Source organism: Sphingomonas sp. YR710, assembly GCF_900101455.1.
GTDB lineage: Bacteria > Pseudomonadota > Alphaproteobacteria > Sphingomonadales > Sphingomonadaceae > Rhizorhabdus.
On the sequence record NZ_FMZJ01000007.1, the window covers coordinates 190,612 to 210,652 of the forward strand.

Annotated in this window: 20 protein-coding genes; 12 read left to right on the top strand and 8 right to left on the bottom strand. The window is 64.6% G+C overall.

Annotated features, from left to right (window positions below; translation table 11 throughout):
* Window positions 1-152 precede the first annotated feature (152 nt).
* The 5 genes from BLS13_RS10665 to BLS13_RS10685 all read left to right on the top strand — a co-directional run bounded on the left by BLS13_RS10665 (window position 153) and on the right by BLS13_RS10685 (window position 6,455).
* Window positions 153-605 (top strand): hypothetical protein, encoded by a 453-nt coding sequence (locus BLS13_RS10665; protein ID WP_093451968.1) that lies wholly within the window; start codon window positions 153-155, stop codon window positions 603-605.
* A gap of 6 nt (window positions 606-611) precedes the next feature.
* Complete coding sequence (locus BLS13_RS10670) at window positions 612-2,006, top strand: L-serine ammonia-lyase (RefSeq protein ID WP_093451970.1); 1,395 nt, start codon at window positions 612-614, stop codon at window positions 2,004-2,006.
* 359 nt (window positions 2,007-2,365) lie between these two features.
* Complete coding sequence (locus tag BLS13_RS10675) at window positions 2,366-4,651, top strand: TonB-dependent receptor (RefSeq protein ID WP_093451971.1); 2,286 nt, start codon at window positions 2,366-2,368, stop codon at window positions 4,649-4,651.
* 8 nt (window positions 4,652-4,659) lie between these two features.
* Window positions 4,660-5,982: an alkaline phosphatase family protein gene (locus tag BLS13_RS10680; RefSeq protein ID WP_093451973.1), complete on the top strand. Its 1,323-nt coding sequence runs from the start codon at window positions 4,660-4,662 to the stop codon at window positions 5,980-5,982.
* A gap of 188 nt (window positions 5,983-6,170) precedes the next feature.
* Window positions 6,171-6,455 (top strand): CopG family ribbon-helix-helix protein, encoded by a 285-nt coding sequence (locus BLS13_RS10685; protein ID WP_256325813.1) that lies wholly within the window; start codon window positions 6,171-6,173, stop codon window positions 6,453-6,455.
* Here BLS13_RS10685 and BLS13_RS10690 read toward each other — a convergent pair.
* The 3 genes from BLS13_RS10690 to BLS13_RS10700 all read right to left on the bottom strand — a co-directional run bounded on the left by BLS13_RS10690 (window position 6,452) and on the right by BLS13_RS10700 (window position 10,485).
* Window positions 6,452-7,699 carry a dicarboxylate/amino acid:cation symporter gene (locus BLS13_RS10690; protein ID WP_093451975.1) on the bottom strand — a complete coding sequence of 416 codons (1,248 nt, stop codon included), beginning with the start codon at window positions 7,697-7,699 and terminating at the stop codon, window positions 6,452-6,454. The two genes, BLS13_RS10685 and BLS13_RS10690, sit on opposite strands and share 4 nt — an antisense overlap.
* A 724-nt stretch (window positions 7,700-8,423) precedes the next feature.
* A complete protein-coding gene (locus tag BLS13_RS10695) occupies window positions 8,424-9,764 on the bottom strand; it encodes an ATP-binding protein (protein ID WP_093451976.1) in 1,341 nt (446 codons plus the stop codon).
* Window positions 9,765-9,768: 4 nt separating this feature from the next.
* Window positions 9,769-10,485 (bottom strand): response regulator, encoded by a 717-nt coding sequence (locus tag BLS13_RS10700; RefSeq protein WP_093451978.1) that lies wholly within the window; start codon window positions 10,483-10,485, stop codon window positions 9,769-9,771.
* A 157-nt stretch (window positions 10,486-10,642) separates the two neighbouring features.
* Here BLS13_RS10700 and BLS13_RS10705 point away from each other — a divergent pair, with 157 nt between their 5' ends.
* From BLS13_RS10705 to BLS13_RS10720, 4 genes are all read left to right on the top strand, one after another.
* Window positions 10,643-10,963, top strand: coding sequence for a hypothetical protein (locus BLS13_RS10705; protein ID WP_093451980.1), 321 nt, complete (start codon window positions 10,643-10,645; stop codon window positions 10,961-10,963).
* A 171-nt stretch (window positions 10,964-11,134) separates the two neighbouring features.
* Window positions 11,135-11,578, top strand: a complete 444-nt coding sequence (locus tag BLS13_RS10710; RefSeq protein ID WP_093451981.1) for an EF-hand domain-containing protein — start codon at window positions 11,135-11,137, stop codon at window positions 11,576-11,578.
* 43 nt (window positions 11,579-11,621) lie between these two features.
* Window positions 11,622-12,407 (top strand): sterol desaturase family protein, encoded by a 786-nt coding sequence (locus tag BLS13_RS10715; RefSeq protein ID WP_256325814.1) that lies wholly within the window; start codon window positions 11,622-11,624, stop codon window positions 12,405-12,407.
* Window positions 12,408-12,409: 2 nt separating this feature from the next.
* Window positions 12,410-13,327 carry an alpha/beta hydrolase family protein gene (locus tag BLS13_RS10720; protein WP_093451985.1) on the top strand — a complete coding sequence of 306 codons (918 nt, stop codon included), beginning with the start codon at window positions 12,410-12,412 and terminating at the stop codon, window positions 13,325-13,327.
* Between the two features lies 1 nt (window position 13,328).
* Here the strand turns inward: BLS13_RS10720 and BLS13_RS10725 are convergent, their stop codons facing one another.
* Entirely contained in the window at window positions 13,329-14,645 is a 1,317-nt protein-coding gene (locus tag BLS13_RS10725) for a dipeptidase (RefSeq protein ID WP_093451986.1), read from the bottom strand.
* Window positions 14,646-14,716: 71 nt separating this feature from the next.
* Between BLS13_RS10725 and BLS13_RS10730 the strand changes: the two genes are divergently transcribed.
* From BLS13_RS10730 to BLS13_RS10740, 3 genes are all read left to right on the top strand, one after another.
* Entirely contained in the window at window positions 14,717-15,145 is a 429-nt protein-coding gene (locus tag BLS13_RS10730; protein ID WP_093451988.1) for a DUF1810 domain-containing protein, read from the top strand.
* A 345-nt stretch (window positions 15,146-15,490) separates the two neighbouring features.
* Window positions 15,491-16,588 carry a potassium channel family protein gene (locus tag BLS13_RS10735; protein ID WP_093451989.1) on the top strand — a complete coding sequence of 366 codons (1,098 nt, stop codon included), beginning with the start codon at window positions 15,491-15,493 and terminating at the stop codon, window positions 16,586-16,588.
* 84 nt (window positions 16,589-16,672) lie between these two features.
* Complete coding sequence (locus tag BLS13_RS10740; protein WP_093451991.1) at window positions 16,673-16,861, top strand: Thivi_2564 family membrane protein; 189 nt, start codon at window positions 16,673-16,675, stop codon at window positions 16,859-16,861.
* Window positions 16,862-17,031: 170 nt separating this feature from the next.
* Here the strand turns inward: BLS13_RS10740 and BLS13_RS10745 are convergent, their stop codons facing one another.
* Genes BLS13_RS10745 through BLS13_RS10760 form a run of 4 tightly spaced genes read right to left on the bottom strand, consistent with a single transcriptional unit; the run spans window position 17,032 to window position 19,747 of the window.
* Window positions 17,032-17,790 carry an anti-sigma factor family protein gene (locus BLS13_RS10745; protein WP_093451992.1) on the bottom strand — a complete coding sequence of 253 codons (759 nt, stop codon included), beginning with the start codon at window positions 17,788-17,790 and terminating at the stop codon, window positions 17,032-17,034.
* Window positions 17,787-18,404 (bottom strand): sigma-70 family RNA polymerase sigma factor, encoded by a 618-nt coding sequence (locus tag BLS13_RS10750; RefSeq protein WP_256325815.1) that lies wholly within the window; start codon window positions 18,402-18,404, stop codon window positions 17,787-17,789. Before BLS13_RS10750 ends, BLS13_RS10745 begins: the two co-directional genes overlap by 4 nt.
* A 21-nt stretch (window positions 18,405-18,425) precedes the next feature.
* Window positions 18,426-18,788: a cupredoxin domain-containing protein gene (locus BLS13_RS10755; protein WP_218123264.1), complete on the bottom strand. Its 363-nt coding sequence runs from the start codon at window positions 18,786-18,788 to the stop codon at window positions 18,426-18,428.
* A 20-nt stretch (window positions 18,789-18,808) separates the two neighbouring features.
* Complete coding sequence (locus BLS13_RS10760) at window positions 18,809-19,747, bottom strand: metallophosphoesterase family protein (protein WP_093451994.1); 939 nt, start codon at window positions 19,745-19,747, stop codon at window positions 18,809-18,811.
* Window positions 19,748-20,041: the final 294 nt, after the last annotated feature.

A 20,041-nucleotide genomic window follows, 5' to 3' on the forward strand; every position in this document is an offset into this window, starting at 1 on the left:
GGGCTCGGGATACTATCCTGGGCCCGTCGTTGTGCGCGGTGCGGATGGCCCAACGAAACCTTGGGAACGACGGGACGTTCGCTTATGATCGTTTTGCACATTGAAGGAAGACAGCCCATGATCGTTGCCCACGCCGGCCTGGAAGCGCGTTGATGAAGGCACAGACACAACGTAGCCTGCGCCGCTACCATCATTATCTGGGTGTATTCTTCGCGCCCGCCATCATCTTCTTCGCTTTCAGCGGGGCGTTGCAAACATTGGGCCTGCACGAAACCAGCGAATGGGCGGGAAAGCCGGCCGGCTGGGTCGTGTCCCTGGCCAACATCCACAAGAAGCAATTGCTGTCGCCCCCGAAAAAACGTCGTCCGCCGGCCGCTACCCCTGCCGAAGACCATGATCGTGCCGCGCCTGCCCCGGCACCCGCGCAAGATCCGCAACCATCTCCGGTGCCGCTCAAGGTCTTCACCTTCCTGGTGGCGCTCGGGCTGATCCTGACCTCGGCCATCGGCATCGTGATCGCGCTCAACAATGCCGCGATGCGCCGCGCTTCGACGATCTGCCTGCTTGCCGGGACCGCACTGCCGATCCTGTTCCTGTTCGTGTGAAACGCCATGCGGGGGGATGCCAGGCCGGGTACGGAGCGGCCCGATAGCGCACGCGCGATCAGCGTGACCGAGCTGTTCACGATCGGCATCGGCCCGTCGAGTTCGCACACCGTGGGTCCGATGCGCGCTGCGTGCGACTTCGCCGAACGGGTTACGGCGCAGGGTGATGTCGCGGGTGTGCAGTGCGATCTTTATGGATCGCTGGCGCTGACCGGCCACGGTCACAGGACCGACATCGCGATCCTGCTCGGGCTGGCCGGCGAGCGGCCCGAAACCGTCGATCCCGAGCGGATCGACGGCCTCGTCGCGGCGATCCGCTCGCGCGGCACGATCCTGCTCGCCGGCCAGGCCGAGACCGCCTTCGCCGAAGCCGGCGACCTGATCTTCCACCGCCGGGAATTCCTGCCCGGCCACGCCAATGGCATGCGGTTCACCGCGCGATTTGCCGACGGGACCAGCGAGCAGGCCATCTATTATTCGATCGGAGGCGGCGCGATCCTGCGCGAGGGCGAGCCGGCGCCGCGCGTGAATTTCGCCCTTCCCCTGCCCTTTTCATCGGGCGCCGAATTGCTGGCGCAAGGCGCGGCAACGGGCAAATCGTTCGGCGAGATCGTCGAGGCGAACGAGCAGGCGTGGCGCCCAGCCGCCGAGACCGAAGGCTTTCTGGATGCGGTGCGCGAGGCGATGCTGGCCTGCGTCGCGCGCGGTTGCCGCACCGAAGGAATATTGCCCGGCGGGCTCAAGGTACGCCGCCGCGCAAAGGATCTGCACGAAACGCTGATGGCGCGCGGCCCCCGCAGCGATCCTTCCGCCGTATTCGAATGGGTGAGCCTGTGGGCGCTGGCGGTGAATGAGGAGAATGCCGCCGGCGGCCGGGTGGTCACCGCGCCCACCAATGGTGCGGCCGGCGTGCTGCCCGCGGTACTCAAATATTATGAAGTGTTCACGGCGACGCCCACGCCGGCCGGCAGCCGGCTGTTGCTGACGACCGCGGCCGCGATCGGCTTCCTCTACAAGAAGCGCGCATCGATCTCCGCCGCCGAAATGGGCTGTCAGGGCGAAGTCGGCGTTGCCTGCTCGATGGCGGCCGCCGGGCTCGCTGCGGCACTCGGGGCGACCAACAGCCAAATCGAGAATGCCGCCGAGATCGGCATGGAGCATAATCTGGGCCTCACCTGCGATCCGATCGGCGGACTCGTCCAGATCCCCTGCATCGAACGCAACACGATGGGCGCGATCAAGGCGATCAACGCCGCCTATCTGGCACTGCGCGGCGACGGCCAGCATATCGTGAGCCTCGACGCGGTGATCGAGACGATGCGCCAGACCGGCAACGATATGCGATCGAAGTATAAGGAGACGAGTCTGGGCGGGCTGGCGGTGAACGTGGTGGAGTGTTGACCCGCAACACCCCTCCTTCCCATATTTCACACCTCCATTTTGTCGTCATCCCAGCGAAGGAGAAAATCCCTTTAAGGCCGATTTTCAAGAGGTTAAATCCATTCCTCGTTGCCGTCATCATGGCGGAAGACCCTGTGCGGCGGCGCGTTGGTGAAGGGAATCGCGAGCGCCTCCATCGCCGGACAGGCGTGCGGACATCGTCGACCGGAAAATAGTGGATGCCCGTTTGTGACGCGGCCGCAACCAAGCAGTCATCGAACTGACCCGATCCGTAGATCATCCCGTCATCTTCGCCACCTACCGCGCTGCAACAGAGACGCACGGCCATAGGGCGCCGGCGTCGGACGATAAGGGATATCATGGACATTCGCCTCATCCTGTTGACAACAGGCGCCTTCTTCCTGCCCGCGAGCGCGTTTGCCGCTGACGCCGTGCAAACCGCGCCGGCCGCCGATGCTGCGGACGCCATGGATACGGGCGCGGAGATCACCGTGTTCGGCGCCGGCCAGTCGCGGCAGGTGCAGCAGATCCGGCAGGAGGATGTCGCGATCCTGACACCCGGCACCAGCCCGTTGAAGGCGATTTCGAAGCTGCCCGGCGTCAATTTCCAGTCGGCCGATGCGTTCGGCAATTACGAATGGTCGGAACGCATCTCGATCCGCGGTTTCAACCAGCAACAGCTCGGCTTCACGCTCGACGGCATTCCGCTCGGCGATTTCAGCTATGGCAACAATAACGGCCTGCATATCAGCCGCGCGATCAGCCCCGAAAACATCGCCTCGACCAGCGTCAGCCAGGGCGCGGGATCGATCACGACCGCGTCGACCAACAATCTGGGCGGCACCGTCGCCTTCGTGTCGCGCGATCCGTCCGAGCATTTCGGCGCCGACGTCGAGGGCACCTACGGCCAGGACAATGCGGTGCGCGGCTTCATCCGCGTCGACACCGGCGATATCGGCGGCGGCGTGCGCGGTTTCGTCAGCTATGGCTATCTGAGCACCGACAAATGGAAAGGCTATGGCGAACAGAAGCAGCATGTCGTCGACGCCAAGCTGGTGGTGCCGGTGGGCCAGGCCTCGCTGACCGGCTATTTCAACTTCTCCGATCGCCGCGAGGACGATTATCAGGATCTGTCGCTCGATATCATCAAGCGGCTCGGCTATAATGTCGACAATATTTCCAACAACTTCCCGCTCGCGCTGAAGATCGCGCAGGTCGGTGCGAACACCGGCTATACCGGCGCCACGCCAACCAATCCGGCCGCCGGGCTGATCACCCCCGCCCCTTATGCCAATGCCGATGATGTCTATTATGACGCGGGCGGGCTGCGGCAGGATTATCTGGGCGGGCTGCGGCTCGATGCGCCGCTGGGCAACAATGTGACGGCACATCTGACCGGCTATTATCACAGCAACCATGGCGCCGGCCTGTGGTGGACGCCTTATGTCCCCAGCCCCAACGGATCGCAGATTTCCGAGCGCACCACCGAATATGACATTCGCCGCGGCGGGGTGTTCGGATCGATCGACTGGAACACCGATCATAACAAGCTCACGATCGGCGGCTGGTATGAAAAAAACAATTTCCACCAGGCGCGCCGCTTCTACAGCGTAGATCCTGCGACCGTCGACAGCAGCGATCATCTCGTTTTCCCGAAGAACCCGTTCTTCACCCAGTGGGAATTCAAATTCGATACCGAGACCGTCCAGATGTTCGCCGAGGATCATCTCGATATCGGCGCCGTCACCCTGACCGTCGGCAACAAGGGTTTCCAGGTCCGCAACAAGGCGACGCCGGTGATCGCCGGCGGCCTCGCCTCTGGCAAGATCGGCGTGACCGACTGGTTCCAGCCCTCGGTTGGCGCGGTCTGGCATCTGAACAGCGGCGAACTGTTCGCCGGCTTCACCCAGGTGACCCGCGCCTACCCGTCGGCATCGACCGCGGGCCCGTTCGCGACCACGCAGGCCGGTTTCAATGCGCTCAACCTCAAGCCCGAGCAATCGGACACCTATGAGGCCGGCTACCGCTTCCACAGCGGCGGCTTTTCGGGCGTGCTTGCCACCTATCTCGTCGAATTCCGCAACCGGCTGCTTTCATTCAAGAATGGTGCCGGCATCGTCGGCAATCCGGCGATCCTGCAGAATGTCGGCGGGGTCGAAAGCTATGGCATCGAGGCGGCCGGGCAGTACAAGATCATGGATGCGGTCACCCTGTTCGCATCCTATGCGTACAACAATTCCGAATATAAAGACGACGTGCTCAACGCAAACGGCACAGTGCGGTCCGCGATCAAGGGCAAGACCGTGGTCGATGCGCCGAAAAGCGTTGCGACCGCCGAAATCGCTTATGACGACAAGAGCATCTTCGGCCGGATCGGCGCCAATTATATGAGCCGCCGCTACTTCACCTATACCAACGATCAGTCGGTACCCGGCCGAGTGTTGGTGGACGCCTCGATCGGCTACCGCTTCACCGGCGAGGGCCCGCTGAAGGGTCTTGAGATTCAGGGCAATGTCACCAATCTGTTCGACAAGAAATATGTCGCGACGATCGGATCGAACGGCTTCGGCGACTCCGGGGACAACCAGACCCTGCTCGCCGGATCGCCGCAGACCTTCTTCGTCACCGTGCGCAAGGCGTTCTGATCGTGCGGATGCTGCCATGGCTGGCGCTGGCGGGGGCGCTGATCGCGACGGTCCCGGCTATGGCAGCCCCGCTTCTTCTGGTCTCGATCGACGGGCTACGGCCCGGCGACGTGCTGGAGGCCGACCGGCGGGGCTTGCGGATCCCCAATCTCCGCCGCTTCGTGGCCGAAGGCGCCTATGCGTCCGGCGTCACCGGCGTGCTGCCGACGCTCACCTATCCGAGCCACACGACCCTTCTGACCGGCGTCAGCCCGGCCCGCCACGGAATCGCCAACAATACGACCTTCGATCCGGCGGGGATCAACCAGGTCGGCTGGTACTGGTATGCCGCCGACGACCGGGCCGAGACATTGTGGACGGCGGCGCACCGCGCGGGGCTCAGCACCGCCAACGTCCATTGGCCGGTCAGCGTAGGCGCGGCCGATATCGACAATAACCTTCCGCAGATCTGGCGCACCGGCCATGACGACGATCGCAAGCTGCTGCGCGTATTGGCGACGCCGGAGCTGATCGACGGGCTCGAACGGGATCTCGGGCCTTATGCGCAGGGCATCGACGAGAGCGTCGACGGCGATGCCAGCCGCACCCGCTTCGCGGCGCGGCTGATCGCGACCCGCAAACCCGGCTTCGTCACCGTCTATCTGGCCGGACTCGACCATATCGAGCATGTCGCCGGGCCCGAGAGCGCCGAGGCAAATGCCGCGCTGGAACGGATCGACGCGATGATCGGCAGCCTGGCCGAGGCCGAACGCACGGCGCATCCCGACGCAGTGATCGCTGTCGTTTCGGACCATGGCTTTGCGTCGGTCGATACCGACATCAACCTGATCCGTCCTTTCGTCGCGGCCGGGCTGATCCGGCTCGACGCCGCGGGCAGGGTGAGCGAGTGGGAGGCCGAGCCATGGTTCGCTGGCGGCAGCGCGGCGATCATGCTCGCGCGGCCCGACGATACGGCTTTGATCGCAAAGGCCCGCGCCCTGCTCGATCGGTTGAAGGCCGATCCGGCGATGCGGATTGCCGAGATCATCGACCGCCCGGAAATCGCCCGGCGCGGCGGCGCGACGGCGGCCAGCTTCTTCGTCTATTTCCAGCTCGGCGCCGAAATGGGCCGCGATCCGGCTGCACCGCTCGTGTCGCCATCGAAGTCGAAAGGCATGCACGGCTTTGCGGCGGCGTTGCCCGAGATGCGGTCAACCTTCCTGATCGCCGGGCCGAATATCGGCCTGCACGGCAATCTCGGCGAGATCGACATGCGCCGGATCGCGCCGACGCTCGCGCGGGTGATGGGTGGGAACTTGCCCGGGGCGGAGATGCAGCCGCTTGGGCGGTAAACGTGCCTAATGCCCCCTCCCACTTGCGGAAGAAGCGCGGAGGGGCGAAGAAGAAAGAAGACCCTCATCCAAACCTTCTCCCGCAAGCGGGAGAAGACTTCAGAGCCCGCTATCGCCGCTAAGCTAGCGCCTATGCGCTCTCGCGGGAATGACGACCGAATTTTTGGCAGATCCACTCGCGCCCATCAATGCTGTTCGTGTATGAAGAGGAAATGGCCCGGCACGAGTCCATCACCATCCGCTTGTCACGCGAGTTGAGCGAGAAGCTCGACCATCTGGCACGCCAGACCGGTAGACAGCCCTCTGCCCTCGCAATTGAAGCTGTCACGACCTACGTTGAACGCGAACTGCCAATCGTGGAGAGCATTCAACGCGGCCTTGCGGACGTTAGGGCCGGCCGGGTCACGCCCCACGCAGAGGTTATGGACAGCATTGATGCGCTGATCGCGGCGGCGCAGCGCCCCGAAAGCTAATTTCCCTCACCCGCGGGCCGTCGACGCAGCAGCCGATCAACCAACGCCGTAGCGGTCAAATTGCCGGTGACGGTGGTCATCGTGATCACCGGATCGGGAAGCGCGATCACCGCCACATAGAGCGGCATGATCGCCATCGGCGCACCGAGCAACTGGATGCCGGGCCCATAGATCGCATAGATCACCGCCGCCCCCGGCAAGCCGGCGCCGCTGATGCTGCCGAGGATGACCGCCAGCCCCGCCAGCACGAGCTGGATCAGGCTCGGCTGGATACCCACGGCATGCGCCGCCACCAGCACCGCCGCCACCGAATGCGCGACAGTGCCGAGCCGGAAGATCGACACAGCCATCGGGATGACCAGCCCGACCACATCTTCGGGAATGCCGAGCTTTTCGACCGCCACCTCGATCATCACCGGCGTGCTGGCCATCGACGAGCAGCTTCCCGCGCCCATCGCCTGCGCCGGCGCGATCGCCGCGGCAAAGCGGCCGACCCGCGCCGCGCCGGCGAAATAGACCGCGACATAGCAGAGCCCCGCCATCAGCAGCGACGTCGCGAAGCAGAGCAGGATGAACACGCCGAGCACATGCGCGACGCCGAGCCCCGACGACAGGCCCAGCCCCATCGCCAGCAGGAAGATCCCGGCCGGCGCCACCACCAAGACCCAATCGACGATCTGCATCATCGCGCGGGTGATCTGCGCCATCAGCCCCATCACCGACGCTTCGCCGCCGCCGGTTTCGCGCGGCAGCCGGGCGATCGCGAGACCAAAGGCCATGCCGAAGATCGCGAGCGGAAAGATCTTGCCCTGCGCGGCCGCCGCGATCGGATTGTCGGGGATGATCGCGAGCATTTGCGCGGCCAGGCCGGGCAGCGGCTCCGGCGTCGCATTGCCCATCAGCCCGTCGAGCGCATGCGGCGGGATCGGCCAGATATGGAGCACCGTCTCGGTCAGGATCGTGCACAGAATGACCGTCACCACCATGATCGCGAAAAAGGTCACGAGGGTGGTCCCGATCAGCCGCCCGCCTCGACCGCCCGCAACCGCGCTCGCCACGCTGTGGGTGATCATCGCGAAGATCAAAGGGATCAGGGTCATCTGCAACGCGCGCACCCACATCTGCCCGATCGGGAGAATGGCATTGGCGGCGGCGGTGAGCGAAGGCGCGTCGGCCCAGCGTATGGCGATCCCCGCCGCGATCCCCAGAACGAGCGCGAGCAGGATGAACTGGGTACGGGTCATGGCGCCCTTTCTGTTTTCAGGGTGAGACTATAATCGGGATTTTCGAACACGACAGGTGCGGCAGGGTCGCTTACGCCTGCTTGCGGTCACAGCGCATCGGGCACATGATCAATTCGATGGGAGGAGAAAGACGAAAATGGATTGTATCGCGATTGTCGGCCTCCTTTGCCTCGCAAACCCGACGAGCGTAATCCTCTCTCCGCCCAGCACGATCTATCGCTATGCTGACATTGTGATCGGAACAGCCAAAGCCGAAATCATCCTTTCTTCTGATAATCTCAGCGAGTTCGATCTGCGCCGGATGGCTCGCGCGTGCAAAGACGCCACTTGTGTCTGGTATCATAAATACTGTGAACGCACGCCAAGCGAGGTCACCTGCTCATATACGCTGAATTACAGCTCTTATGCCAAGGTGCTTCGCTTGAGCGCATCAAATGCTGCCTCTTTCGGAATGGCAGAGCAATCGATCGGTTTGATTGATCGCCGCGGAAGAGATGCAGCCGTCGTTCCTCTAAGCCTTCTTTCAGAAGTGTCGGCAGACGCACAGCCTCCCACTTGCCGTCATAGTGGGCGCGGGCCCCAATGTACCGAGGGAAACGGTAGTTAATCATCATCACTGTCATTAGTCACTCATGCGTTTGCTACGAAACGCTGGCGAGCTTGGCTGGCCAACGGGCCGCCACGGGCTTGAAATGCACTCATTGGCGCCCTTCAATGCTTGCGCTCAGCCACGAAACGCCAATGTCGCCACGAAACCGCCGCCTGCGCGATTAGCGAAGGACACCTCCGCCCCATCCCGCTCGGCCAGCGCGCGAACAATCGCCAGCCCCAGCCCGGCGCCGCCCGTCGACCGATCGCGCGACGGATCGATCCGGCCGAACGGTTCGCCGAGGCGCGACAAAGCCGCTTCGGGCACGCCGGGGCCATTGTCGGCGACGGTGATCTTCACCCGATCCTCCCACTCGCCGGCCGACAAAGTCACCTGCCCGCCATGGCGCAGGCCGTTATCGATCAGATTGGCGAGCATCCGGCGCAGCGCGATCGGCGTCGCCTGGATCGTCAGGCCGGCGGGCACCGGCAGCAGGTCCACCGCCTCGCCCATGTCACGACGGAGCGCGGCGATCGCCGCCAGCTCCGCCGCGACGTCGATGCGCTGCGGCTTCGGCGCGGCATCGGCGTCGCGGCGGGCGAACAACAATGTGTCGTCGAGCAGGGCCGCCATCTCGTCGAGATCGGCGACCGCGCGCGCGCGCTGGTCGGCATCGTCGATGAAGTCGGCGCGCAGGCGCAGCCGGGTCAGATAGGTCCGCATGTCGTGCGCGATGCCGGCGAGCATGCGCGTGCGTTCGGAGAGCAGTGCGCCGATCCGCGCCTTCATCTCGTTGAACGCCGCCGAAAGCTCGCGCATCTCGCGCGATCCGCTGACGGGAAGATCGGGCGTATCGAGATCGCGCGACAGCCCGCGCACGCCGCGCGACAGGCGCACCAGCGGCTGGGTCGTCTGTCGCACCGCGAGCGCCAGCACCGCGAGCACGATCAGGCCGCCGATCGCACCCAGCAGGGATCGTTCGCGCAGCCACGACCGCACGAGCGCCGATGGCCGGCTGTCGATCACCAGCACATCGCCGCCCTGCAGCCGCACGGTGATGAAGATCGGCGCGAAGAAGCGGCCCGGCCATGGTCCCTTGCCGGCGATCCGATCGAGCAACGGCTGCCGGCCGACGATGTCGACGGCGTGGCCCGGCAAGGCTGCATCATATTGGCGTTCGAGCTGATCGAGCCCCCTGCGGCGGCTCAGCAACGGCGCCGGCGGATCGGGGCGGATCGAGATGGTGTAGAGCGAGCTGTTGAACATATCGATCAGCATCGCCCGGCGTGCCGGCGGCGCGCGATCGAGCAGGTCGACCATCGTTCGCACCTGCCCGGGCAGCGGCAAATTATAGGGCCGCCGGTCGTTGCCGCGCGACGGCAGCGCCATCGTCGCGACGATCGCCATCTGGAACAGCACGAAGCCGATCAGCAGCAGCGCGGTGATACGCAGCGACAGGTTCGATCCCACCGTCATCGGATCACGCCCTTTCCACGGCCGCGGTGAACAGATAGCCGCCGCCGCGCACCGTGCGGATCAGCGCGCCGCCCGAATCGTGCATCGCCAGCTTGCGCCGCAGCCGGCTAAGCTGGACATCCACCGCGCGATCGAACGGCCCGGCGCTGCGGCCCCGGGTCCAGTCGAGCAACTGATCGCGGTTGAGCACGCGCTGGGCATGGGTCACGAAGGCCAGCAGCAGATCGAATTCACCGCCGGTCAGCTCGACCGGCGCACCATCCGGATCGGCGAGCGCCTGCGCGCCGGCATCGAGCGTCCACCCCGCAAAGCCGTAACGTTCGGGTGGCAGATCCGCCGTCACCCGCTGGCGATCACGCGTGCGGCGCAGGATCGCGCGAACGCGGGCGATCAGCTCGCGCGGGTTGAACGGCTTGGCCAGATAATCGTCCGCGCCGATCTCCAGCCCGACGATCCGATCGACATCGTCGCCCTTCGCGGTCACCATCAGCACCGGCACGTCGCCCCGCGCGCGCAGCCGCCGGCATAATGACAGCCCATCCTCGCCCGGCAGCATGATATCGAGGATCGCCAGATCGATCCGCTGGCGATCGATCAGCCGGTCGAAATCCGCCGCCGTCCGGCAGCCGACGGCGGCGAAGCCTTCGCGCACGAGCAGGCCGGTCACCAGCGACCGGATTTCGGCATCGTCCTCGACGACGGCGATGAAGCTTTCGTCCATGCCCGCCTTGTGCCGCGAACCGCCGATCGGGGGAAGCGGGCGCGCGCGGCTGTTACACTTCGTTACCCTTCGTCACCGTGCGGCAGCACGCGGCTTACGAAGATCGGCGACAAGGCGATCGACGGGCAAGACCCGTCTTCGTCCAAGGAGCGTACCCATGTATCGAAAAATCCTGTCCCTCGGCATCGCCGCCATCGCAATCGCCGCCGTCGCCCCGGCGGAGGCCGGCACGCGCGGCCGTAGCGTCAGCGTGCAGGGCAGCAGCGGCCACGGCTTCACCACCACTCGCAACGCGAGTGCAAGCAATGGCAGTTATTCGGGCGGCCGAACCACAACGCTGAACAATGGCGCCAGCTTCGGCCATTCGACCACCGCCACCAACAATGGCGACGGCACCACCAGCTTCACCACCACCCGCACCGGCATCGATGGCCAGACCGGATCGATCACCGGCACCGTGACGCGCCCGCCGCGGTGATCAAATCGCATAATCCTTAGGGTCTCCCCCTGGCCGAACTGCCCCACCCCAACCCCTCCCCTGAAGGGGAGGGGCTTGCAAGTGGTTGGTACGGTGCAAAAAAGCCCCTCCCCTTCAGGGGAGGGGTTGGGGTGGGGCCTCCCCACAATCCTACCGTTAAGGTTTGCCGATATGGTGACAAAGCATCGCATTCTCATCCTCTCCGCCGTCGCCTTCGCTATCGCCGCGCCCGCCACAGCCGGTCGTTTCGGCGGCGGCGACATGATGGCGACCTTCGATCAGGCCGACGCAAATCACGACGGCATGATCACCCGCGCGGAATTCATCGCGGCGCGCCTGGCGCGCTTTGCCGAGATGGATCGCAACCATGACGGCGTCGTCAGCAAGGACGATTTCAGCCGGCTTGCGAAATTTCGCCCCGAGGCGGCAGACCGCCTCGACATGCTGATCGCGCAGGCCGACGCCGATCATGACGGGCGGATGACACGCGCCGAGATTGCCGCCGCGCCCACGCCGATCTTCGATCGGGCGGACAGCAATCATGACGGCGTGATCGACAAAAGCGAGCTCGCACAATTGCGCACGACGACCGCGATGATGAAGCGTAAGGTCTAATCCCATGGAGGCGCCGGAACGATCCCCCGTCTGGATCATCGTGATGCTGACGATGATCCTCGTCGAGCTGGCCTGGCGGCTGGGCCGGGGCCATGGCTATGACCGGCGATCGGCCTTCGCCACGCTGGGCCTGATTGCCGGCAACATCCCCTTCGCCATCCTCAATGCGGTCGTGCTCGGCAGTCTGTTCGTAGCGGTTTCGAAACTCGCGCCCATCCACCTGCCGACCCGCGACTGGCGCACCTTGCTGGCCGCCTTCCTGATCTTCGAATTCGCTTATTACTGGTTCCACCGCGCTTCGCATCGCATCCGCTGGCTATGGGCGACGCATGCGACCCACCATTCGTCCGAGCAACTGACCCTGCTCGCCTCGTTCCGGCTCGGCTGGACCAACCTGTTCTCGGCCGGCTGGATCTTCTATGTGCCGCTGCTGCTCGTCGGATTCGATCCGCGGCTGATCTTCGGGCTGCTCGCGTTCAACCTGCACTATCAGTTCTTCCTGCACACCGAGGCGGTGGGGCGGCTTGGGCCGATCGAGTGGCTGTTCAACACGCCGTCGCACCACCGGCTCCACCATGCTGCCAATGATTGCTATCTCGATCGCAACTATGGCGGGGTGCTGATCATCTTCGACCGGATGTTCGGCACCTTCACCACCGATCAGGCGGGCGAGGCGCCGCGATACGGCCTCGCGCACCGCGTCGCGACCGACAATCCCCTGCGGCTCGCCTTTCGCGAATGGCGCTACATGTTCGCAGAGGCGTTTCGCGCCACCAGCCCGCGCGCCGCCGCCCGCGCGCTGATCGGCCCACCCGCCAGCGAGAACTGAACATGAAGAAACGGCTCATCCTCATCGCGGCGGCGCTGTTTCCCGCCGCGGCCCCGGCGGCCGGACCGGTCTGCGACACGCACTGGATCGATTCCCGCCGCGACAATCGCGACATCCCCGTGCGCATCCGCATGCCGGAGGGCACGGCCAAGGCGCCGGTCATCCTGTTCAGCCACGGCCTCGGCGGATCGATCGACAGCGGCCGCGCCTGGGCCGAGGCATGGGCCGAAGCCGGCATGATCGTAATCAACATCCAGCATGACGGCAGCGACCGCGCTGCCATCGCCACCGGCCTGCGCAATGCCATGACCCCCAAACAGTTCATCGCCCGCGCGATCGACGTACACTTCGTGATCGACGAGATCGCACGCCTTCCACATGAGGGCGCTTGTGACCTGAGCCGCGCCGATCTTTCGCATATCGGTATGTCCGGGCACAGCTTCGGCGCGATCACCACACAGGCGATCGCGGGCCAGCATTTCGCCCAGCGCGACGACGATCCGCTGGCCGACCGGCGTGTGATCGCCGCCATCGCGTTCAGCCCGTCGCCCCCGAAACAGGGATCGGACGAAGCCGCGTTCGGCCCGATCCGCATTCCGTTCCTGTCGGTCACCGGCACCGCCGACACCGTTTTCCTTACGCCCCAAATCAAGGCGGAGGACCGCCAGCGCCCGTTCCATGCAATGTCGCCGGGCGGCAAATATCTGCTGGTGCTCGATGGCGCCAACCATATGGCGTTCAACGGCCGCGGCGACCGCGCCTTCGCCTCCGCCGCGCTCACCCCGCATATCGAGCAGGCCGTGATCGATACCACCACCGCCTTCTGGCGATGGACATTGATGGGCGATCAGGCGGCGAAGGCGAAGCTCGACAAAAAGGATCTGCCGCTGGATGCGAAGGACGATTTCGAGAGGAAATAGACTATTTCACCGGATGATCGAGCTCGGCGATCGTCGCGCTCGACGGCGGCGTGGTCGCCTGCAACTTCGCGGCGATCGCCTCGGCTTCGCGCATCGCCCGCAGGATATTGCCGCCCGCCAGTTTCGCGAGATCGGTGTCGCTCCAGCCGCGGCGGGCGAGTTCGGCAAAGAGCGCCGGATATTTATCGACGCCGTCGAGCCCCTGCGGCGTGAATGGAATGCCGTCGAAGTCCGAACCAATGCCGACGCAATCGACCCCGGCCACCTTGGCGATATGATCGATATGATCGGCGACCATCGCAATCGTGGTGGCAGGCATCGGATGCGCGGTATCCCAGGCCGCCATCGCCGCCTTCGCGCGATCGGGCTGGCCGATATAGACGCCGGCGAACGGCGGCGAACTCAGCCGCGCCTGCTCGGCCGCGCGATCGGAAGCCCAGCGCGAGGTCGCCTCCGACACATAGAGCGGGAAGAAATTGACCATCACCACGCCGCGATTCCTGGCAACCAAAGTGAGCACGTCGTCCGGCACGTCGCGCGGATGATCGATCAGCGCGCGGGCGCCCGAATGCGAGAAGATCACCGGCGCCTGCGTGACCGCCAGCGCCGCCTTCATCGTTTCCGGCGAGACGTGACTCAGATCGACGAGCATGCCGAGCCGGTTCATCTCGCGCACCACCGCCAGCCCGAACGGGGTCAGACCGTGATGGGCGGGCGCATCGGTCGCGCTATCGGCCCAGTCGTTGTTCGACGAATGGCTGAGCGTCATGTAGCGCGCGCCCGACACGTACATCTGGCGGAGCGCGGGCAGGCTGTTGCCGATCTGATGCCCGCCCTCAATGCCGATCAGCGACGCGATCCGGCCAGCTTTCTCAATGCGCACGACATCGGCCGCGGTATAGGCCATCTCGAAATCGGCGGGCCATTTCGCCGCCATTCGTTTCACCAGATCGATCTGCTCGATCGTCGTCTGGATGGCTGCCGGCCCGGTGATCGTCGTGGGGATCCATACTGACCAGAACTGGCCGCCGACACGCCCGGCGCGCAACCGGGGAATATCGGTCATCAGCGGTTGCCAGAATGGCGAGGCGTCGGCCGGGCGCGGCAACGCCTTGGTGTCGCCGCGCAGATCGATACGTTCGAGCTTGCTGTCGAAGCGATCACGCAGCTCCCACGGCAGATCATTATGGCCGTCGATGATCGGCGTCGCCTTCAGGACGCGCTCGACACGCGCGGCGATATCCGGTGCCGGCGCGGCGCGCGCTCCGGCCGACAAGGCGATGAGCGAGATCGTCGCCGCGTAGATCAACCGCTTCATCCCGTGTCCCCTTGCACCTGAGCCCGTAAAACGCCGATCATGGGCGAGCGACAGGCCATGGAGCAAGCCCCTTGCCCGACCCTTCCGATCCGTTCGAACTCCGCCGCTTCGTCGTGGCGCAGGCCGCGATATACCGCCAGGCGCTGGCCGAGATCCGGCAGGGGCGCAAAGCGAGCCACTGGATGTGGTTCATCTTCCCGCAAATCGCGGGACTGGGGCATAGCGCGACGGCCAGGCGCTATGCGATCGGATCGATCGCCGAAGCGCGCGCTTATCTAAACCATCCCATCCTCGGTGCGCGGCTGCGCGAGTGTGTCGAGGCGTTACGGGCGCTTCCGCCGATATCGGCGGATGCGGTGTTCGGACCGATCGATGCCGTGAAGCTGCGGTCGAGCCTGACCCTGTTTGCCGCTGCGAGCCAGGAAGCGGCGTTCGCCGCTGCGCTCCTGCGCTGGTTCGACGCGCCGGATCCGGCGACGATCGAACGGATTGCCGGATGACCTGCAGCGGCGTGGTTGCTGGCGCCGGAACCGGCGTCGCCCCGCCCCCAACCGCCGCCGCAGGCCGTCAACGGCGATAGAACCGGGGCCGTGGCGGACGCGTTCGTCCGCCGCCAACCAGGTTTCATATCCCCCCACAGGATGAACCCCGGGACCCGAGACCGGACCGCAATGGCTTGCGGACCCCGGACTATCGACGTCGACATAGTGAAGACGATGTCACGCGACAGACTCCGCATCAGTTTCGTGCCGCAATGCGCGATTTTCCGGTCTTGAAGGCGCGGCGACGAACTGCGACACTCTATCGATCATCTCTCGCGGGCTGGGGGGCCTGGCACACCGATCATGGATTCACGCAAGACCCTGTCCTCGACGGCGGAAGGCGTGCTCGGATCGCCGGTGCATAATCTGATCGCGACGTTGATCTACGTCGCGATCATCTTCATTCTTTCGACCTGCGGCTATGTCGCGGCTGGATGGAGCGTGGCCGACGCGATCTACATGGTCGCGCTCACCATTTTCTCGGTCGGGTTCAGCGAAGTGAATCCGGTCAATACCGAATATTTGCGCATATTGACGATCGGCACGATGGTGCTCGGCTGCACCGGCATGATCGTTTTGACGGGTGCGCTGGTACAGGTGTTCACGCTGTTCCAGGTGCGGGAAATGTTGGGGATCAATCGCGTGCAGACACAAATCGACCGCCTCGAACGGCATGTCATCATCTGCGGATTCGGCCGTATCGGGCTCCAGCTCGCGCGAGAGCTGGAGCTGGCCAAACGCGGCTTCGTCATCATCGAGCGGGGTGGCGAAAAGATCGCGGAGGCGCAGGCGCTGGGCTATCTCTGCCTCGCCGGCGACGCGACCGAGGAAAGCGCGCTGATGGCCGCCGGAATCGAGCGGGCGCGCGTGCTCGCCACAGTGTTGCCCGACGATGCCGCCAATGTGTTCATCACGCTGAGCGCCCGCAGTCTCAACGAGAAACTGGAGATCATCGCGCGTGGCGAGGTGCCGACCACCGAACGCAAACTGTTCCACGCCGGCGCCAACAAGGTCGTGCTCCCGACGCATATCGGCGCCGAACGCATCGCCGAGATGATCCTCTATCCCTCCACCGATCAGTTCGTCGAGGCATCGGCCCATATGAAGGAAATGAAGCGCGGCTTGCACGAATTCGGCCTGCAGCTGGAGGCGGTGACGGTGGCGACCGACGGCGCGATCACCGGCGAGCGGGTGGGCGATGCCGAACGGCGGGGGAACGGTGGCTTCTTCATCGTCCAGATCGATCGCGCGAACGGCCAGACCATCCTGCATCCCGGTGAGGATGTCCGCATCGAAGCCGGCGACAGCGTGGTGCTGGTGGTGCGCGGGAGCCGCGTTGCCGCAGGGTCGATCTTCACGGCGCCGGCCGGGCCGATCAAGGTCGGGCGTACATCGTTCTGAATGCACGGAACCTTTGCGAACACTTCGGGTTGAAATTGCAAGCGTGAGCCGAATCCCTTCCGGCACGCCGCAAGGAGAATCATCATGTCCCTGATCAGCCTATTGATCGTCCTGATCGTCGTCGGCGTGCTGTTGTGGCTCGTCAACACCTACATCCCGATGGACAGCAAGATCAAAAGCATCCTCAACGCCGTCGTGGTGATCGTCGTGATCCTGTGGCTATTGCAGGCGTTCGGCGTGCTGGGTTCACTGGGCGGCATCCACGTCGGCTGAGACTCTGTTTGAAATGCGCCTTTGGCGCATGTGCGGCACCGGCCCGCTCCCCCACCCGGCCACCCAACGGCAGTATCATATGGGTGGCCGGGTGGGGGAGCGGGCCGGTGCCGCCTCGAAATGCGCTCTTTCGCGCATTTCGAAAGAGTTTCTCAGCCCGTCTGCCGCTTTCACTTCGCCACCCGCGCGGCGAAAGCCTGACGGAACTGTTCCAGTTCCGCCCCGTCGATATCCGAAACGGCCCAATAATCGAACCCAGCCGCGCACCAGTGCACGATGCTGTAGCCATCATGGTGCATGGTGCGCGCGACGGGCAGAACGATGCCCGCGGCAGGGCGGACGAACAGGTTGATCATGTGCAGCCGCCGACGATAGACGATCGCCGGCACCACCTGGCCATCGATATAATCGAGCCGTCCGCCCACCAGCGGGAAACCGCGATCGGCGAGTTCGACGACCGGCGGCGCGAAATCGATCCGCCCATTGAACCAGGGTTTGACCACATGGCGGTTCGACGTCTGGACATCGACCAGATGGTTCGCCAGCAACGAGCGGACATGGCTCGACACGAACTGATCCTGATCGCCCGATGCCATCATCTGCGGCGTCGCGACGACGAGCAGCAGGCTGGCCGCCAGTGCGAATATGGCGCCCGTCGCATAGCGCCCGACGTTTCCGCCGAAGCGCCGCGCTGGTCGCTCGGTAGCGGCTTCCAATATCGTGTCCACCCGATCGCGCAATGCGCCCGGCGTGCGATATCGCGCCGAAGCGCCACCGATCGCCGCACGGACGGCCTCCAGTTCGCGCAGCGCCTCGGCACAGCCGCGGCATCCCTTGATGTGCGCCTCGATCGCCAGGCTGTTGGCGGCATCGAGCTCACCATCGGTCAGCCCGTGGAGCATCGGCAGACGTTCGGGGCACGCCGTCATGACCGAACCTCCCGGGCAGTGCCAATTTCGGGCAGCAGCAAGGCCGCCAGCATTTCGCGGGCACGGGCGAGCCGCGACATCACGGTGCCCATCGGCACGCCGGTGATCGCGGCTATTTCGCGATAGGAAAGTTCTTCCAGTTCGCGCAGCACCAAAGCCTCGCGAAACGGCTCGGGCAGGCCGGCGATCGTCAACCGTAGCCCGTCCGCCTCGCTTCGCCGCATCATGATCGCCTCGGGATCATCATAGTCGATCGCGGATTCAACCGGGTTCTCATCATCGAACGCATATCCCCCCTCTTCAGGGCGGTCGCGGCGCGCGCTCGCCCAATCGCGGAAGCAGTTGCGGACGATCGCCAGCAGCCACGGCTTCGCCGCCTCGCCGCGATAACCGGGAAAGGCACGGAAGGCGCGCAGGAAGGCATCCTGCGCGATATCCTCTGCCGCGACCGGATCGCGGGCGAGGAAACGTGCGAAATTATAGGCGGCATCCATATGCGGGAGCATCTCCTCCCGGAAACGGGCGGCATCGTCCCGACGCACCGGCGCGGGCCCGACCGCAACGTCGCGATCGGAGACCAGATGCGGCCGGAAAAAGCGCCCGAACCTTCCCATTTCTGTCCCCTGCCCTGCCCGTCAGGACGGTTTGACGATGATATGCGCCGTCATGTGCGGGTGAAGCGAGCAAAAATAGCCATAATCGCCCGGCCTGGTGAAGGTGAACGAATATCGGCCGCCGGTGTCGAGCGCCGTCGACCGGAAGCTCTTGTCATTGGCGACGACGGCGTGCGGATCCTCGTCGGCGTTGGTCCACGTCACCGTGGTGCCGGGGCTGATGGTCAGCACGGCCGGCTCGAACGCGAAATTGCGGATCAGGACAGTCTGTACCCTGGGCACCGGCGCCGCGATGGCGAAGCTGCTGCCGGACGGGGTTGCGCCGAGCGCACCTAAGGCGAGGAACAGCATTGCGCCGAGGCGCATCAGGCGAACGGTCTTCATGAGCAGTCTCCAAAAAGCGATCAGACGAGCGCGGCGTCGATCAACGCGATGGGGGTGTCGCCACGCGTGACAGTCGCGGTGCGGACACCCAGCACCGACTGCAGTTGCCCGGCAGGCACCACCAACGGTCCCGGCGAAGGCGCGCTGCCCGGCGCGGGCTGCGGGTAAGCGGTCGATCGTGCGCTGTGGAAGTTGATATTGCCTTCCACTTTCCGGATGATCTGGTGGATATGGCCGTTGAGCACGGTCACCGATCCGAACCGCCGCAACTCGCCGAGCGCCTGCAGGCCGTCACCGGTGCCCCACCCCCAGTCGGCATAGACCGTCCACAGCGGGATATGGGCGAAGACGACGATCGGCGTACTCGCCGACCGGCCCGCCAGATCGGCGTGCAGCCAGGCGAGTTGATCCTCGCCCAATTGCCCCATGCCGCCGGGCTTCAGATTGGCGACATTGACCAAAGCCACGAAATGCACGCCGTCATGATCGAAACTGTACCAGCCGGTGCCGCGTGCGTTCTTGCCGTATCGCGCGAGATAGGCCTTGCCGCCGCCTTCATCGAGCATGTCATGCTCGCCCGGAATGTGGAAGACGGGTAACCCCGCCTCAGCGATGATCGCATCGGCATCGGCGAATTCCTCATCCTTCGACAAATGGCTGATATCGCCGGTGTGCAGAATGAAATCGGGCTTCACCGGCAGCGCCTTCACCTTGGCCACCGCTTCGCGGAAGGTCGCCCGGGCATCGGGGTTGGCGGCCTTGGCAAAGCCGACATGGCTGTCGCTGATCTGGAGAAAGGTGAATGGCTTGACCTTGCCGTAGCCGGGCGAGGCGCCCAACGCCGCGTCGAGGTTGACCGAGGTCGCGACACCCCCGCTCACCGTGTAGAGCGCGCCCGCGCCCGCCCATCCCATGCATCGCAGCGCGCCGCGCCGATCCATGCCGTCATGTTCGCCCATCACCGATCGTCCTTCATTCGAAGCGTTCGAAAGGCAGGACTGCGGGAGGCGCGGATTTATTCCCGACGGAGGCGATTTTTTGATACGGCATCGCCTTGCCTGATATCGATGGGAATTATCGCATTGATTGGCACGATTGCGAATATTTTGGATGTGCCGGGATTCAGGTAGTCATCCGCGAACAAAGACTTACTTCGAATTAGAGCATTTTGTGATTAGATTGACGCATAGCCTGAGTTTTTGAGATAGTTGGCACATTCCTGAGGTGAGAAGGCATTGAGGAGCTGTCCGATG